Origin of the sequence: Pseudomonas canadensis (assembly GCF_030980095.1) — a bacterium.
Lineage (GTDB): Bacteria > Pseudomonadota > Gammaproteobacteria > Pseudomonadales > Pseudomonadaceae > Aquipseudomonas > Aquipseudomonas canadensis.
Window position 1 is genome coordinate 5,212,311 of sequence record NZ_CP133298.1, and the last position, 15,190, is coordinate 5,227,500.

The 15,190-nt window shown below is 58.9% G+C and carries 15 protein-coding genes, 1 tRNA gene and 2 rRNA genes (1 of these 18 running past the window's edge); 2 read left to right on the forward strand and 16 right to left on the reverse strand.

Features of this window, described 5'->3' with window-relative positions:
* Positions 1 to 2: 2 nt before the first annotated feature.
* The 8 genes from hscA to trmJ form a co-directional block, all read right to left on the reverse strand.
* Positions 3 to 1,865, reverse strand: a complete 1,863-nt coding sequence (gene hscA, locus RB216_RS24215) for a Fe-S protein assembly chaperone HscA (RefSeq protein WP_308907981.1) — start codon at positions 1,863 to 1,865, stop codon at positions 3 to 5.
* A gap of 53 nt (positions 1,866 to 1,918) precedes the next feature.
* Positions 1,919 to 2,440 carry a co-chaperone HscB gene (gene hscB / locus RB216_RS24220; protein ID WP_028617850.1) on the reverse strand — a complete coding sequence of 174 codons (522 nt, stop codon included), beginning with the start codon at positions 2,438 to 2,440 and terminating at the stop codon, positions 1,919 to 1,921.
* Positions 2,441 to 2,448: 8 nt separating this feature from the next.
* Positions 2,449 to 2,772 carry an iron-sulfur cluster assembly protein IscA gene (gene iscA, locus RB216_RS24225; RefSeq protein WP_191950490.1) on the reverse strand — a complete coding sequence of 108 codons (324 nt, stop codon included), beginning with the start codon at positions 2,770 to 2,772 and terminating at the stop codon, positions 2,449 to 2,451.
* A gap of 28 nt (positions 2,773 to 2,800) precedes the next feature.
* The gene (gene iscU / locus RB216_RS24230) at positions 2,801 to 3,187 is read right to left on the reverse strand and encodes a Fe-S cluster assembly scaffold IscU (protein WP_003175965.1); all 387 of its coding nucleotides are present in this window, start codon (positions 3,185 to 3,187) and stop codon (positions 2,801 to 2,803) included.
* Between the two features lie 99 nt (positions 3,188 to 3,286).
* The gene (locus RB216_RS24235) at positions 3,287 to 4,501 is read right to left on the reverse strand and encodes an IscS subfamily cysteine desulfurase (RefSeq protein WP_308907982.1); all 1,215 of its coding nucleotides are present in this window, start codon (positions 4,499 to 4,501) and stop codon (positions 3,287 to 3,289) included.
* A 50-nt stretch (positions 4,502 to 4,551) separates the two neighbouring features.
* Positions 4,552 to 5,043, reverse strand: a complete 492-nt coding sequence (iscR, locus tag RB216_RS24240; protein WP_003194020.1) for a Fe-S cluster assembly transcriptional regulator IscR — start codon at positions 5,041 to 5,043, stop codon at positions 4,552 to 4,554.
* Between the two features lie 256 nt (positions 5,044 to 5,299).
* Positions 5,300 to 6,082 (reverse strand): serine O-acetyltransferase, encoded by a 783-nt coding sequence (gene cysE / locus RB216_RS24245; protein WP_028617852.1) that lies wholly within the window; start codon positions 6,080 to 6,082, stop codon positions 5,300 to 5,302.
* A gap of 2 nt (positions 6,083 to 6,084) precedes the next feature.
* Positions 6,085 to 6,855 (reverse strand): tRNA (cytosine(32)/uridine(32)-2'-O)-methyltransferase TrmJ, encoded by a 771-nt coding sequence (trmJ, locus tag RB216_RS24250; protein WP_010207895.1) that lies wholly within the window; start codon positions 6,853 to 6,855, stop codon positions 6,085 to 6,087.
* Between the two features lie 145 nt (positions 6,856 to 7,000).
* Between trmJ and suhB the strand changes: the two genes are divergently transcribed.
* A complete protein-coding gene (gene suhB, locus RB216_RS24255) occupies positions 7,001 to 7,816 on the forward strand; it encodes a type III secretion system regulator SuhB (protein WP_003175971.1) in 816 nt (271 codons plus the stop codon).
* A 57-nt stretch (positions 7,817 to 7,873) separates the two neighbouring features.
* On the opposite strand, the gene RB216_RS24260 is transcribed toward suhB, so the two are convergent.
* The 6 genes from RB216_RS24260 to queA form a co-directional block, all read right to left on the reverse strand.
* Entirely contained in the window at positions 7,874 to 8,416 is a 543-nt protein-coding gene (locus RB216_RS24260) for a glycine zipper 2TM domain-containing protein (RefSeq protein WP_010207894.1), read from the reverse strand.
* A gap of 123 nt (positions 8,417 to 8,539) precedes the next feature.
* A complete protein-coding gene (gene secF, locus RB216_RS24265; protein ID WP_028617853.1) occupies positions 8,540 to 9,454 on the reverse strand; it encodes a protein translocase subunit SecF in 915 nt (304 codons plus the stop codon).
* A 9-nt stretch (positions 9,455 to 9,463) separates the two neighbouring features.
* Positions 9,464 to 11,332 carry a protein translocase subunit SecD gene (secD, locus tag RB216_RS24270; RefSeq protein WP_028617854.1) on the reverse strand — a complete coding sequence of 623 codons (1,869 nt, stop codon included), beginning with the start codon at positions 11,330 to 11,332 and terminating at the stop codon, positions 9,464 to 9,466.
* Positions 11,333 to 11,394: 62 nt separating this feature from the next.
* Complete coding sequence (gene yajC / locus RB216_RS24275) at positions 11,395 to 11,733, reverse strand: preprotein translocase subunit YajC (RefSeq protein ID WP_003175975.1); 339 nt, start codon at positions 11,731 to 11,733, stop codon at positions 11,395 to 11,397.
* Positions 11,734 to 11,776: 43 nt separating this feature from the next.
* A complete protein-coding gene (gene tgt, locus RB216_RS24280) occupies positions 11,777 to 12,892 on the reverse strand; it encodes a tRNA guanosine(34) transglycosylase Tgt (RefSeq protein ID WP_003175976.1) in 1,116 nt (371 codons plus the stop codon).
* A 5-nt stretch (positions 12,893 to 12,897) separates the two neighbouring features.
* Positions 12,898 to 13,947, reverse strand: a complete 1,050-nt coding sequence (queA, locus tag RB216_RS24285; protein WP_028617855.1) for a tRNA preQ1(34) S-adenosylmethionine ribosyltransferase-isomerase QueA — start codon at positions 13,945 to 13,947, stop codon at positions 12,898 to 12,900.
* Between the two features lie 108 nt (positions 13,948 to 14,055).
* On the opposite strand from queA, the gene RB216_RS24290 reads away from it, so the two are divergent.
* Positions 14,056 to 14,140: transfer RNA gene (locus RB216_RS24290), tRNA-Leu, on the forward strand.
* Between the two features lie 366 nt (positions 14,141 to 14,506).
* On the opposite strand, the gene rrf is transcribed toward RB216_RS24290, so the two are convergent.
* Together rrf and RB216_RS24300 are read right to left on the reverse strand one after the other, a co-directional pair.
* Positions 14,507 to 14,622, reverse strand: a 5S ribosomal RNA gene (gene rrf / locus RB216_RS24295).
* Positions 14,623 to 14,778: 156 nt separating this feature from the next.
* Positions 14,779 to 15,190: ribosomal RNA gene (locus RB216_RS24300) — 23S ribosomal RNA — on the reverse strand; it runs 2,480 nt beyond the window's last position.

Sequence of the window (15,190 nt, forward strand, 5' to 3'; positions counted from 1 at the left end):
AATTATTCCTCGATTTCATTCAGGTTGCGTCCCGCCAAGGCGGCTTTGACCGTCTGGTCCATACGACGGGCGGCAAAAGCATCGGTCACTTGGGACAGGCGCTTGGTCTGTTGCTCGATGGCATAACCATCGTCGCCTTTCATCAGTTCGGCCAGTTCCTGCATTTGCAGGTCGATGACCATGCGCTCTTCGGCATCCAACAGGCGCTCGCCGTCAGCATCCAGCGCGCCCTGCACCGCTTCGAGCAGGCGCCGGGCGTCGACTTGCTGCTCACGCAATACCCGGGCGACCTTGTCGTCACCGGCATATTGGAACGAGTCCTTGAGCATCTTGGCGATTTCACCGTCGGTGAGGCCGTAGGACGGCTTGACCTGGATGCTCGCCTCAACGCCTGAGCCCAGCTCGCGCGCGGCCACATTCAACAGGCCATCGGCGTCAACCTGGAAGGTCACGCGAATCTTCGCCGCACCCGCCACCATCGCCGGAATGCCGCGCAATTCAAAGCGCGCCAGGGAGCGGCAGTCGCTGATCAGCTCGCGCTCACCTTGCAACACGTGAATCATCATGGCCGTCTGGCCATCTTTGTAAGTAGTGAAGTCCTGGGCGCGGGCGACGGGGATGGTGGTGTTGCGTGGAATCACCTTCTCCATCAAGCCACCCATGGTTTCGAGACCCAGGGACAGCGGGATCACGTCGAGCAGAAGCAGTTCGCCACCATCGCGTTTGTTACCGGCCAGGGTATCGGCCTGGATCGCAGCGCCGATGGCGACCACTTGATCCGGGTCGATTTCAGTCAGCGGCTGGCGACCGAAGGCTTCGGCGACGGCTTCACGCACGCGCGGCACACGGGTGGAGCCACCGACCATGACCACGGCGCCGACATCTTCCAGCTCGATACCGGAATCGCGCACCGCGCGGCGGCAGGCTTTCAGGCTGCGGGCAACCATCGGTTCGATCAACGCATCGAAGGCTTCGCGCGTCAGTTGGGCCGACCAGTTGCCGTAGGAAACTTCAACACCTGCAGCATCGGTCAGCGCTTCCTTGGCCGCGCAAGCAGTTTGCAGCAGGTTGCGCTGCGCGCCCGGGTCCAGGTCGGCAGACAAGCCGGCGCTGCTGATGATCCAGCCCGCAATGGCGTGGTCGAAGTCATCGCCGCCCAGGGCGCTGTCGCCGCCGGTCGCGAGCACTTCGAAGACGCCGCCGGTCAGGCGCAGGATCGAAATATCAAAGGTGCCGCCGCCCAGGTCGTAAATAGCGACAAGGCCTTCGGCGTGCTGGTCCAGGCCATAAGCCACGGCAGCCGCAGTCGGTTCGTTGAGCAGGCGCAGTACATTCAGGCCGGCGAGTTTTGCCGCGTCCTTGGTGGCCTGGCGCTGAGCGTCATCGAAATAAGCCGGAACGGTGATTACGGCACCGACCAGTTCGCCGCCCAGGGTTTTCTCCGCGCGTTGGCGCAGCACCTTGAGGATATCGGCCGACACTTCCACCGGGCTTTTCGGGCCCTGGATGGTGTCGATGAACGGCATGTGGGATTCACCGCCAACAAAGCGGTATGGCAGTTGGTCGCCCAATTGCTTGACGTCGGACAGACCACGACCCATCAAGCGCTTGACCGACAGCACAGTGTTCAGAGGATCGCTAGAGGCTGCCAGCTTGGCTGACTCACCGACTTCGGTGCGATCAGCGTGATAACGCACGGCGGACGGCAGGATCACCTGGCCATCAGCGTCGGGCAACGGCTCGGACAGGCCGCTGCGCAAGGCAGCAACCAGGGAATTGGTGGTGCCCAGGTCAATCCCAACCGCCAGGCGACGCTGGTGCGGTTGAGGGCTTTGGCCGGGTTCGGCGATTTGCAGTAGGGCCATGGTAATCAGGTCTTATCTGTCTATCAGGCGTGCATCACGGGCAGCACACTGGGTTAATCGTCGAGGCGCTCTTCTAGCTGGCGCACTTCGTAGGTGAGCTTGTCGAGGAACTGCATGCGCCGCATCAGGCGTTCGGCCTGTTCACGTTGCGCAGCATCATCCCAACAGGCTGCGAAGCTTTCGTTGAGTTCATCCTGGGCCGTTTTCAGACGACGCTTGAAGACTGCGACGCCGGCCAGATCGGCTTCGTCCTGCAAGTCTTCGAGTTCCTCGCGCCACTGCATCTGCTGCATCAAGAAGTCCGGGTCGTGAACCGTGACTTCCAGCGGCAACTCGCCACCATTCATCGCGAGCAGGTAACGCGCGCGCTTGGGGGGGCTTTTGAGCGTCTGATAGGCTTCGTTGAGGCTGGCCGATTGCTCCAGCGCCAGGCGTTGCTCACGCTCGGAGGCGTCAGCAAAGCGGTCCGGATGCACGCCACGCGCCAGTTCTCGGTAGCGCGTGGCAAGCTGCTCAAGGTCCAGCCGAAAGCTCGGCTGCAGCTCGAATAAAGCGAAATGACAAGGAGTACCCACGAATAGCCTCAGATGTTGAAGCTTTCGCCGCAGCCACATTCACCGCGCACGTTGGGATTGTTGAACTTGAAGCCTTCGTTCAACCCTTCCTTGACGAAATCGAGCTCGGTGCCGTCCAGGTAGGCCAGGCTTTTAGGGTCGATGATCACTTTCTCGCCGTGACTTTCGAACACCTGGTCTTCCGCAACCACTTCGTCGACAAACTCCAGCACGTAGGCAAGGCCGGAGCAGCCTGTGGTGCGAACACCCAGACGAATCCCCTCACCTTTACCGCGCCCATTCAGGGAGCGGCGAATGTGCTGTGCAGCCGCTTCTGTCATGCTGATAGCCATCGTTGACTCCTTACTCGTCGCCAAATGCTTAGATCAAGCCTTTCTTCTGCTTGTAGTCGCGAACGGCCGCCTTGATGGCGTCTTCTGCGAGTACCGAGCAGTGGATTTTCACTGGCGGCAGGGCCAGCTCTTCGGCCAGCTGGGTGTTGCTGATGGTGACAGCCTCATCCAGGGTCTTGCCTTTCATCCATTCGGTCGCCAGGGAGCTGGAGGCGATGGCCGAACCGCAGCCGTAGGTCTTGAACTTGGCGTCTTCGATAACGCCAGCGTCGTTGACCTTGATCTGCAGGCGCATCACATCGCCGCACGCCGGAGCGCCGACCATGCCGGTGCCGACATCAGGGTCTTCCGCGTTCATCTTGCCGACGTTGCGCGGGTTTTCGTAGTGGTCGATGACCTTTTCGCTGTAAGCCATGGTACTGAATCCTCACTCATCAGGGCCGCTCTGGAACCCTGTAGAAACGCCTGCGTTTTCCGCCACGTTCCTACAGAGCTTGGGTGGCGGCTTCTATATTTAGTGTGCCGCCCACTCGATCTTGGAAATATCGACACCGTCTTTGTACATGTCCCACAGCGGCGACAGAACGCGCAGCTTGTTGACGGCTTCGCAGACTTTCTGCGCGGCGTAGTCGACTTGCTCTTCGGTGGTGAAACGGCCGAACGTAAAGCGGATCGAGCTGTGTGCCAGTTCGTCGTTGCGGCCCAGGGCGCGCAGTACGTACGAAGGCTCAAGGGACGCCGAGGTGCAGGCCGAACCGGACGAAACCGCCAGATCCTTGAGCGCCATGATCAGCGACTCGCCTTCGACGTAGTTGAAGCTCAAATTCAGGTTGTGCGGTACACGGGCGGTCATGCTGCCGTTGATGTACAGCTCTTCAAGGTTCTCGACCTGCTTGTAGAAGCGATCGCTCAGGGCCTTGATGCGCACGTTTTCGGCAGCCATGTCTTCCTTGGCTACACGGAAGGCTTCGCCCATGCCGACGATCTGGTGAGTCGCCAGGGTGCCCGAACGCATACCGCGCTCGTGACCGCCGCCGTGCATGGTGGCTTCGATGCGCACACGTGGCTTGCGGCTCACATACAGGGCGCCGATGCCTTTAGGGCCGTAGGTCTTGTGGGCAGAGAACGACATCAGGTCGACTTTCAGTTTCGACAGGTCGATGTCGACCTTGCCGGTGGACTGAGCAGCGTCGACATGCAGCAGGATGCCCTTCGAGCGGGTCAGCTCGCCGATGGCCGCGATGTCGTTGATGGTGCCGATTTCGTTGTTCACGTGGATCACGGAAACCAGGATGGTGTCTTCACGCAGGGCCGCTTCGATCATGGCCGGGGTGACGATACCGTCGGTGGTTGGCTCGAGGTAGGTGACCTCGAAACCTTCACGCTCCAGTTGGCGCATGGTGTCGAGGACAGCCTTGTGCTCAATCTTGGTGGTGATCAGGTGTTTGCCTTTGGTCGCGTAGAAATGCGCCGCGCCCTTGATTGCCAGGTTGTCAGACTCGGTAGCACCGGAGGTCCAGACGATTTCCCGTGGGTCGGCGCTGACCAGGTCAGCGACTTGGCGACGAGCGTTCTCGACCGCTTCCTCGGCTTTCCAGCCGAATACGTGGGAACGGGAGGCCGGGTTGCCGAAGTTTCCGTCAACCAGCAGGCATTCGCTCATCTTTTGCGCGACACGCGGATCAACCGGGGTGGTCGCTGAGTAATCAAGGTAAATCGGCAATTTCATGGACTTTCTCCTAAATCAGGCTGGCTGGCGTGCCGTTAGCTCTTCGGCTGTCACTCGACGGCGGACGCTTCGATCTTGTCCAGACGCGGCGCCTTGGTGTTGCAACGGCGCTGGTCCTGACGCTGGGCTACTTCTTGCACCTCACGGCGAGTCACAAGATCAGCCAAGCTGATACCACTCAAAAACTCATGGATCTGCAGGCTCAAGTCACACCACAGGTGGTGTGTCAGGCAGGTGTCGCCGGCGTGGCAATCACCCAGGCCCTGGCATTTGGTGGCGTCGACGGATTCGTTGACCGCGTCGATCACCTGAGCCACCTGGATACCCTGCATGTCGCGGGACAACTGATAGCCGCCGCCTGGGCCGCGGACACTGGAAACCAGGTTGCTACGGCGCAACTTGGCAAACAGTTGCTCGAGATAGGACAGGGAAATGCCTTGGCGCTCGGAGATATCGGCCAGGGACACCGGCCCAGTTTGCGCGTGCAAAGCCAGGTCAAGCATGGCGGTCACCGCGTATCGGCCTTTTGTAGTCAGTCTCATGGACAATTACCAAGGTGTTTCAGAATGTGGGCAAGTATGCGATTCCCGAGTATTTAAGTCAACTATAAGACCTAGTACTTTAGTCAGGATTACCCGTAAAAAGGGCGCGCGAATCATAGCAGGGTGCGAGAGGTAATGGCACATTCAACATCATGTGGCCGATAAAGCGTAAACCTTGTAGGAGCCCGGCTTGCCGGCGATAGCGACCTTAACGACGCCATCGCCGGCAAGCCGGACTCCTACAGGAATAAGTACTTTAGCTAGCTTGCTGGTTGGTTTCGGCCTTGATCTCGGCGAAGTCTTCTTCGCGTAGCTCAGGCAGATCCTTCGCACAGTACGGACTGCCCAGGTCCTTCAGCGCACCGCACATGCCATCCAGCTTGCCGTCCACCGCTTGCAGGTGATCCAGCAACTGGCCAATGGCTCGCGCCACCGGGTCAGGCATGTCTTCGCTGACGCCATAGGCATCGAAGCCGATTTTCTCAGCCATGGCCTTGCGCTTGGCTTCCTGCTCGTCGCCGACTTCCGGCTTGACGATGATTCGGCCAGGAATACCTACAACGGTTGCACCTGGCGGCACAGCCTTGGTCACCACCGCATTGGAGCCGACCTTGGCGCCCGCGCCGACAGTGAACGGGCCGAGCACCTTCGCGCCCGCACCTACCACCACACCATCACCCAGAGTTGGGTGGCGCTTGCCCTTGTTCCAACTGGTCCCGCCCAAGGTCACACCCTGATAAAGGGTCACGTCATCGCCGATCTCGGCAGTCTCGCCAATCACGATACCCATGCCATGGTCGATGAAGAAACGACGACCCACCTTGGCGCCCGGATGAATCTCGATCCCCGTCATCCACCGCCCGAAGTTCGACACCAACCGCGCCAGCCATTTCCAGCCCATGCCCCACAGGGCACCGGAAAGGCGGTGAATCCAGATGGCGTGCATGCCCGGATAGCAGGTCAGCACTTCAAAAGCGTTGCGCGCCGCCGGGTCACGGTGGAAAACACTTTGGATATCTTCTCGCAAACGCTCGAACATTTTTAATCCTTCCGCTTAAGAAGCTCGCCACGGGCCGCTTTCTGGGTTTCCGTGAGGATGCCACGCAATATGTTCATTTCTGCCCGGCTGACCGAGCTACGTCCGTAAAGGCGACGCAGGCGTGCCATCAAGTGCCGCGGCTTTTCCGGATCGAGGAATTCGATGGCCACCAGGGTTTGCTCCAAGTGTTCATAGAACCGCTCCAACTCGTCCATGGTGGCCAACTCGCCACTTTTGGTCGACGCGACCTCTTCCTTCTCTACCTTGCTCGGCTGACCCGCAGCGGCCAGCCAGGCCATGCGCACTTCGTAGGTCAACACCTGCACCGCCGCCCCGAGGTTCAGCGAGCTGAATTCAGGGTCCGATGGGATATGCACATGGTAATGACATCGCTGCAGCTCTTCATTGGTCAGGCCGGAGTCCTCACGACCAAAGACCAAGGCTATTTCAGCGCCGCCGGCGGCTTCTTCGACCACTTTGGTGCCGCATTCACGCGGATCCAGCAGCGGCCAAGGGATGCGACGGTCGCGAGCACTGGTGCCGAGCACCAGGTTGCAGCCGACCAAGGCATCTTCCAAGGTAGCGACGACCTGGGCTTTTTCAAGAAGGTCATTAGCGCCGGACGCACGGGCATCAGCCTCGTGGTGCGGGAACACACGCGGTTCGACCAGCACCAGGCGCGTCAGCCCCATGTTTTTCATGGCTCGCGCCACCCCGCCGATGTTACCGGGATGACTGGTATTGACCAAGACGACACGAATGTTTTGCAGCAAGGGAGGCGCTCTCGGACACGGGAAAGGGGAGCAAATCTTACAGAACAGCCTAAGGTTATGCCATGAAAGCTAACGTCGTCCTTCACCTGAAGAAAGTTTCTGCTAGAATGCTCGGCTTTCTTTAACAACCTTAGGTGACACATCCATGCAGCCCATGCTGAATATCGCGCTGCGCGCCGCCCGCAGCGCCAGTGAATTGATCTTCCGCTCCATCGAGCGCCTGGATACCATCAAGGTCGACGAAAAAGACGCCAAGGATTATGTATCCGAGGTGGATCGCGCCGCCGAACAGAAAATCATCGATGCCCTGCGCAAGGCCTACCCTACCCACGGCATCCTCGGTGAAGAAACCGGCTTGCACAAAGGCAGCGGCGAAGGCGAAGACTATCTGTGGATCATCGACCCACTGGATGGCACCACCAACTTCCTGCGCGGCATCCCGCACTTTGCCGTGAGCATCGCGTGCAAATACCGTGGTCGCCTGGAACACGCCGTCGTCCTGGACCCAGTCCGCCAAGAAGAATTCACCGCCAGCCGTGGCCGTGGCGCCCAGCTGAATGGTCGTCGCCTTCGCGTCAGCGGTCGCACCAGCCTGGACGGCGCCCTGCTGGGTACCGGCTTCCCGTTCCGTGATGACCAGATGGACAACCTGGAAAACTACCTGGGCATGTTCCGCGCCCTCGTTGGCCAGACTGCCGGCATCCGTCGTGCCGGTGCCGCGAGCCTGGACCTGGCTTATGTGGCTGCTGGTCGTTTCGATGCGTTCTGGGAGTCGGGCCTGTCCGAGTGGGACATGGCTGCAGGCGCCCTGCTGATCCAAGAAGCAGGTGGCTTGGTGAGCGACTTCACGGGCGGTCACGATTTCCTTGAGAAAGGCCACGTCGTTGCCGGCAACACCAAATGCTTCAAGGCAGTACTGACGGCCATCCAGCCGCACCTGCCTGCATCGCTGAAGCGCTAAGCGAGCGAGCACAAAAAAGCACCCCGAGGGGTGCTTTTTTTATGCCTGTAGAACCGGTTACTGCTGGTTCTGACCCAGGATCAGGCGACCCTCTTTGTCGACTGGAATCTGGCTGCCAGGGTCACGCTCCATACGTACGGAACCTTCCTTGCCATCCAGGTTGTAACGCACGTCGTACCCGACCACCTTGTCGCTGATGTCGTTGACAGTGTTACAACGGGTTTGCGTGGTGGTGTAGGTATCGCGGTTCTGCATGCCTTCCTGAACCTTGTTACCGGCGTAACCGCCACCCACCGCGCCGGCTACAGTCGCCAGCTTCTTGCCATTACCGCCACCGATCTGGTTGCCGAGCAAACCACCCGCCAGGGCGCCTACGACCGTACCGGCGATTTGATGCTGATCCTGCACCGGACGCTGCCGGGTCACTGTGACGTCCTTGCAGACCTCACGGGGAGTTTTTATCTGGGTTTTAACCGGCTGCACCGCCAGCACTTGCGCATACTCAGGGCCGCTTTTTACCAGGCTGTAGGTGGCAACAGCACCCCCGGCAGTCACACCGACAGCACCCAATACCGCACCAACCAGCAACGACTTGTTCACGTGAACCTCCTGACCATCACAAGCGGACCGAAACGTCCGCGCTATACCCAGCCTTGGAGCAAAAAAAAAGGCGCGAGTTCAATACTCGCGCCTTTCTTGTCACAGCCGATCAACAAACGCCCATCAAGGACGATCGTCAACCTCCTTGCCAGTGCTGGCCGGAGGGATCAGGTCTTCGCTGTTGAGGTTCAGCCAGATCAGCACCACGTTGGCGATGTAGATCGACGAGTAGGTGCCCGCCAGAACGCCGATGAACAGCGCCAGGGAGAAGCCCCACAGGTTGTCGCCACCGAAAATCATCAGCGCAGCGATCGCCAGCAAAGTGGAAATCGACGTCGCCATGGTCCGCAACAGGGTCTGGGTGGTCGAGACGTTGATGTTCTCGATCAGCGACGCCTTGCGCAGTACACGGAAGTTCTCACGAACCCGGTCGAATACCACGATGGTGTCGTTGAGGGAGTAACCAATGATCGCCAGTACAGCGGCCAGTACGGTCAGGTCGAACGTGATCTGGAAATACGCCAGGATCCCCACGGTGACGATCACGTCATGGATCAGCGACACAATGGCGCCGACACCGAACTTCCACTGAAAGCGGAACGCCAGGTAGATCATGATACCGACCAGCGCCATCAGCATGCCGAGGCCGCCCTGGTCGCGCAGTTCTTCACCGACCTGCGGGCCCACGAACTCGACACGCTTGACCGACGCAGGGTTGTCGCCGCCGACCTTCTGCAAGGCCTCGGCTACCTGGTGACCCAGTTGCGGGTCTTCGCCAGGCATACGCACCAGCAGGTCGGTGGTGGCACCAAAGCTCTGCACGATGGCTTCGTGATAGCCGGCCTTGACCAGCTCGTTGCGCACCAGGGTCACATCGGCCGGTTTCTCGTAGGTCAGCTCGATGAGCGTACCGCCGGTAAAGTCCAGACCGTAGTTCAGACCCTTATGGAACCAGCTGAACAACGCCAGAACGGTAAGGAGCACGGTGACGCCGAACGCAACGTTGCGAACGCCCATGAAGTTGATTGTACGTAACATGGCAGCCCCTTAAATCCACAACTTCTTGAAGTCACGCCCGCCATAGATCAGGTTGACCATTGCGCGGGTCACCATGATGGCCGTGAACATCGAGGTAAAGATACCGAGGGACATGGTCACCGCAAAGCCCTTGACCGGGCCGGTACCCATGGCGAAGAGAATCCCACCCACCAACAATGTGGTCAGGTTGGAGTCGAGAATCGCGGTAAATGCCCGGCCGAAGCCTTCGTTGATTGCACGCTGTACGGTCATGCCATTGGCGATCTCTTCACGAATCCGCGAGAAGATCAGTACGTTGGCATCTACCGCCATACCCATGGTGAGTACGATACCGGCGATACCTGGCAAGGTCAGCGTAGCGCCCAGCAGCGACATCAGGGCCAGCAGCATGACCATGTTGCCCGCCAGGGCCACGGTGGCGATAACACCGAAGAAGCGGTAGATGGCGATGATGAACAGGGACACGAACAGCATGCCCCACAAGGCCGCGTCGATACCCTTGGTGATGTTGTCGGCACCCAGGCTCGGGCCGATGGTACGTTCTTCAGCGAAGTACATTGGGGCAGCCAGGCCACCGGCACGCAGTAGCAGGGCCAGTTCCGAGGATTCGCCCTGGCCGTTCAAGCCAGTGATACGGAATTGAGCACCCAGTGGCGACTGGATGGTCGCCAGGCTGATGATCTTCTTCTCTTCCTTGAAGGTCTGAACCGGCACGTCTTTCTCGACGCCGTTGACCATCTGCTTGGTATAGGTGGTCACCGGGCGTTGCTCGATGAAGATCACCGCCATGCTGCGACCGACGTTGCTGCGCGTGGCGCGGCTCATCAGTTCGCCGCCATGGCCATCCAGACGGATGTTAACTTCAGGGGTGCCGTGCTCGCCAAAACCAGCCTTGGCGTCAGTCACCTGGTCACCGGTGATGATCAAGCCACGCTCGATCAACGCAGGAGGACGGTTGCCTTCGCGGAACTCGAACTCTTCGGAAGTGGCGCGAGTAGCACCCGGCTCAGCCGCCAGACGGAATTCCAGGTTGGCGGTTTTACCCAGGATACGCTTGGCTTCAGCGGTGTCCTGTACGCCCGGCAGTTCAACCACGATACGGTTGGCACCCTGGCGCTGAACGATTGGCTCAGCCACACCCAGTTCGTTGACGCGGTTACGTACCGTGGTCAAGTTCTGCTTGATGGAGTATTCACGGATTTCCGCCAGCTTGGCCGGGGTCATCGCCAGACGCAGTACAGGTTGACCGTTGAGGTCGGCCGGTACGATGTCGAAATCGTTGAAGTTTTTGCGGATCAGTGCACGGGCCTGTTCGCGGGAAGCTTCGTCAGAGAAGCCCAGCTGGATGGCACCGTTGAGCTGCGGCAGGCTGCGATAACGCAGGCGCTCTTTACGCAGCAGGCTCTTCACGTCGCCTTCGTAGACCTTCAGTCGAGCGTCGAGGGCTTTGTCCATGTCGACTTCCAGCAGGAAGTGCACGCCACCGGACAAGTCCAGACCCAGCTTCATCGGGTGCGCGCCAATCTTGCGCAGCCAGGTTGGCGTGGTCTGTGCCAGGTTGAGTGCGACAACATAGTCGTCACCCATGGCCTTGCGCACGACATCTTTGGCCGGCAATTGGTCTTCTGCCTTGGTCAGGCGCAGCAAGCCGCCCTTCGAATCAGCCGCCAACGTTGCCGCCTTGACCTGGATACCCGCGTCAACGAGCGCTTTGCTCGCGCGTTCCAGGTCGGCCTGATTGACCTGCAGCGAAGTGCTGGCGCCAGTGATCTGGATCGCCGGGTCATCAGGATAGAGATTGGGAGCGGAATAAATAAAACCGATCGCCAGCACCGCCAGGATCAGTACGTATTTCCACAGAGGGTATTTGTTCAGCATCACGCCGCCCGCTTATAACGCGGGGCGCCTTGCGCGCCCCGTCGATTGGTAAAGGTTGTTACTCAGATCGCTTTGAGCGTGCCTTTTGGCAGCGTGGCGGCGATGGCGCCCTTCTGGAACTTCATTTCTACGGTGTCGGAAACTTCCAGAACCACGAAAGCATCGGAAACCTTGGTGATCTTGCCGGCGATGCCGCCAGTGGTCACAACTTCGTCACCTTTCTGCAGGCTGCCCAGCAGGTTTTTCTGCTCTTTGGCGCGCTTGGCCTGTGGACGCCAGATCATCAGGTAGAAGATGACCAGGAAGCCGACCAGGAAAATCCACTCGAAACCACCGCCCATAGGGCCGGCAGCAGCAGGCGCAGCGGCATCAGCCATGGCGTTAGAGATAAAAAAGCTCATTTAGCACTCCAGTTGCAAATAGTGAATCTTAGGGTCGGAAAACTCAGTCCAAGGGCGGCACAGGGAGCCCGCGCTTGGCATAGAAGGCATCGACGAAGGCGGCCAATGTACCCTGTTGAATAGCCTCGCGCAAACCAGCCATCAGGACTTGGTAGTGACGCAAATTGTGGATGGTATTCAACATGCTACCCAGCATTTCCCCACACTTGTCCAGATGGTGCAGATAAGCACGGGAGAAGTTCTGGCAGGTGTAGCAATCACAGGTGGGATCCAGCGGCGAATCATCATGGCGATGGAACGCGTTACGGATCTTCAGCACGCCTGTATCGATGAACAGATGCCCATTGCGGGCATTACGGGTTGGCATCACGCAATCGAACATGTCCACACCGCGGCGCACACCCTCTACGAGATCTTCCGGTTTGCCAACGCCCATAAGGTAACGAGGTTTGTCAGCCGGCATCAGGCCCGGCAGGTAATCCAGCACCTTAATCATTTCGTGCTTGGGCTCGCCCACCGACAAACCGCCGATGGCCAGGCCGTCAAAACCGATCTTATCCAAGCCTTCCAGCGAGCGTTTGCGCAGGCTTTCGTGCATGCCGCCCTGGACGATACCGAACAACGCAGCGGTGTTGTCGCCGTGGGCATTCTTCGAACGCTGGGCCCAACGCAGGGACAACTCCATGGAGATCCGCGCGACGTCTTCGTCAGCCGGGTACGGCGTGCACTCGTCAAAAATCATCACGATATCGGAGCCCAGGTCACGCTGGACCTGCATCGACTCTTCCGGGCCCATGAACACTTTGGAACCGTCCACCGGCGAGGCGAAGGTCACGCCCTCCTCCTTGATCTTGCGCATGGCGCCCAAGCTGAACACCTGGAAACCACCCGAGTCGGTCAGGATCGGGCCTTGCCACTTCATGAAGTCATGCAGGTCGCCATGCTTCTTGATCACTTCGGTGCCCGGGCGCAGCCACAGGTGGAAAGTGTTGCCGAGGATGATCTCGGCGCCGGTGGCGACGATGTCACGCGGCAGCATGCCTTTGACGGTGCCGTAGGTGCCGACCGGCATGAAAGCCGGGGTCTCGACGGTGCCGCGCGGGAAGGTCAAACGGCCGCGGCGAGCTTTACCATCCGTGGCCAGCAATTCAAACGACATACGACTCATGATTGTTCCTCTGGGCCGCGCGGCGCCGGGTTACGGGTGATAAACATCGCATCACCGTAGCTGAAAAAACGGTACTCGTTGGCGATGGCGGCTTGATAAGCGGCCATGGTTTCCGGGTAACCGGCAAATGCCGAAACCAGCATCAACAGCGTGGATTCGGGCAGATGGAAGTTGGTCACCAGGCAATCGACCACATGGAATGGCCGGCCTGGGAAGATAAAGATATCGGTGTCGCCGCTGAACGGCTTGAGCACGCCATCACGGGCCGCGCTTTCCAACGAGCGCACACTGGTGGTGCCCACTGCGACTACGCGTCCGCCACGCGCCTTGCACGCCGCGACAGCGTCCACCACTTCCTGGCTGACTTCCAACCACTCGCTGTGCATATGGTGGTCTTCGATGTTATCCACACGCACCGGTTGAAACGTGCCGGCCCCCACGTGCAGGGTCACATAGGCGGTCTCGACGCCCTTGGCGGCAATCGCATCGAGCAGCGGTTGATCGAAGTGCAGGCCTGCGGTCGGTGCAGCAACGGCGCCGAGGCGCTGGGAGTAAACCGTCTGATAGCGTTCGCGGTCCGAGTCTTCGTCGGGGCGGTCTATATAGGGAGGCAACGGCATATGGCCGACGCGCTCCAGCAGCGGCAATACCTCTTCGGCAAACTTGAGTTCGAACAGCGCATCATGACGCGCCACCATCTCGGCTTCGCCACCGCCATCGATCAGTATGGAGGAACCCGGTTTCGGCGACTTGCTCGAGCGCACATGGGCCAGTACGCGATGACTGTCCAGTACTCGCTCAACCAGAATTTCCAGCTTGCCGCCAGATGCTTTCTGGCCAAACAACCGCGCCGGAATCACTCGGGTATTGTTGAACACCATCAGATCGCCAGGGCGCAAATGCTCAAGCAAATCAGTGAATTGACGGTGTGCGAGGACGCCACTCACCCCGTCCAGGGTCAGCAGTCGACTGGCGCGACGCTCGGCCAAAGGGTGGCGAGCGATCAGCGAATCAGGGAGTTCAAAAGTAAAGTCAGCAACGCGCATGATGGAGTTCGTCTAGCAGGGCCGGGAAGTCTAGCGGAATTAGTCAAAATTGACCATGAAAGGTGATTGACCAACGGTAATCTCATCTCTATACTTCGCCGCCATTGAGCCCTGATGGCGGAATTGGTAGACGCGGCGGATTCAAAATCCGTTTTCGAAAGGAGTGGGAGTTCGAGTCTCCCTCGGGGCACCATCTTAAAAAAAGACCTTGAAATTCAAGGTCTTTTTTTTCGCCTGTAGAAAAGTGCATCACCTGCAAAGTTGTTCTTTTGTGAGCGGTGCACCACGCCAACGCCCCTCTCCAGGCGCGCTCTGACACGCGCTGTCAGCGCAATGCCCGCCTACCATTCATCGCGCACTTACAAGCCTCTAGCAGCTACTGGAGAGCGCTCAACGCGTCGAACGCATTTGGGTGCCAGCGCCACCGAGCATGTATGAAAAACCAGATTAATGCGGAGCTGAAAGCACCGATGAAGTGATCACGCCGAGTATTTGGGGACTTTTCGACCGCCCAAAACAAAACCCCATCTGCTTTCGCAAATGGGGTTTCGGAATTTAATCTTGACGATGACCTACTCTCACATGGGGAAACCCCACACTACCATCGGCGATGCATCGTTTCACTGCTGAGTTCGGGATGGGATCAGGTGGTTCCAATGCTCTATGGTCGTCAAGAAATTCGGGTACTGAGTCGTGGCTTATGCCTCGCTTCAGCAAATTGGGTATGTGACAGCTTTCGGTGTTTTGTGAGCGTCGAACTTTCGGTTCATTTTCGTCTTCACACACCGCAATCTGATGCTCGTTAGAGTAGTCAAATTGCTTGGGTGTTATATGGTCAAGCCTCACGGGCAATTAGTATTGGTTAGCTCAACGCCTCACAGCGCTTACACACCCAACCTATCAACGTCGTAGTCTTCGACGGCCCTTCAGGGAACTCAAGGTTCCAGTGAGATCTCATCTTGAGGCTAGTTTCCCGCTTAGATGCTTTCAGCGGTTATCTATTCCGAACATAGCTACCCGGCAATGCCACTGGCGTGACAACCGGAACACCAGAGGTTCGTCCACTCCGGTCCTCTCGTACTAGGAGCAGCCCCTCTCAAATCTCAAACGTCCACGGCAGATAGGGACCGAACTGTCTCACGACGTTCTAAACCCAGCTCGCGTACCACTTTAAATGGCGAACAGCCATACCCTTGGGACCGGCTTCAGCCCCAGGATGTGATGAGCCGACATCGAGGTGCCA

What these genes read in the sequence shown, in the direction of transcription:
- iscA (WP_191950490.1), bottom strand. Translation starts at nt 2,772, where the DNA reads ATGGCTATCAGCATGACAGAAGCGGCTGCACAGCACATTCGCCGCTCC.
- secD (WP_028617854.1), bottom strand. Translation starts at nt 11,332, where the DNA reads ATGCTGAACAAATACCCTCTGTGGAAATACGTACTGATCCTGGCGGTG.
- RB216_RS24235 (WP_308907982.1), bottom strand. Translation starts at nt 4,501, where the DNA reads ATGAAATTGCCGATTTACCTTGATTACTCAGCGACCACCCCGGTTGAT.
- iscU (WP_003175965.1), bottom strand. Translation starts at nt 3,187, where the DNA reads ATGGCTTACAGCGAAAAGGTCATCGACCACTACGAAAACCCGCGCAAC.
- tgt (WP_003175976.1), bottom strand. Translation starts at nt 12,892, where the DNA reads ATGTCGTTTGAATTGCTGGCCACGGATGGTAAAGCTCGCCGCGGCCGT.
- suhB (WP_003175971.1), top strand. Translation starts at nt 7,001, where the DNA reads ATGCAGCCCATGCTGAATATCGCGCTGCGCGCCGCCCGCAGCGCCAGT.
- queA (WP_028617855.1), bottom strand. Translation starts at nt 13,947, where the DNA reads ATGCGCGTTGCTGACTTTACTTTTGAACTCCCTGATTCGCTGATCGCT.
- yajC (WP_003175975.1), bottom strand. Translation starts at nt 11,733, where the DNA reads ATGAGCTTTTTTATCTCTAACGCCATGGCTGATGCCGCTGCGCCTGCT.
- cysE (WP_028617852.1), bottom strand. Translation starts at nt 6,082, where the DNA reads ATGTTCGAGCGTTTGCGAGAAGATATCCAAAGTGTTTTCCACCGTGAC.
- hscA (WP_308907981.1), bottom strand. Translation starts at nt 1,865, where the DNA reads ATGGCCCTACTGCAAATCGCCGAACCCGGCCAAAGCCCTCAACCGCAC.
- secF (WP_028617853.1), bottom strand. Translation starts at nt 9,454, where the DNA reads ATGTTACGTACAATCAACTTCATGGGCGTTCGCAACGTTGCGTTCGGC.
- iscR (WP_003194020.1), bottom strand. Translation starts at nt 5,043, where the DNA reads ATGAGACTGACTACAAAAGGCCGATACGCGGTGACCGCCATGCTTGAC.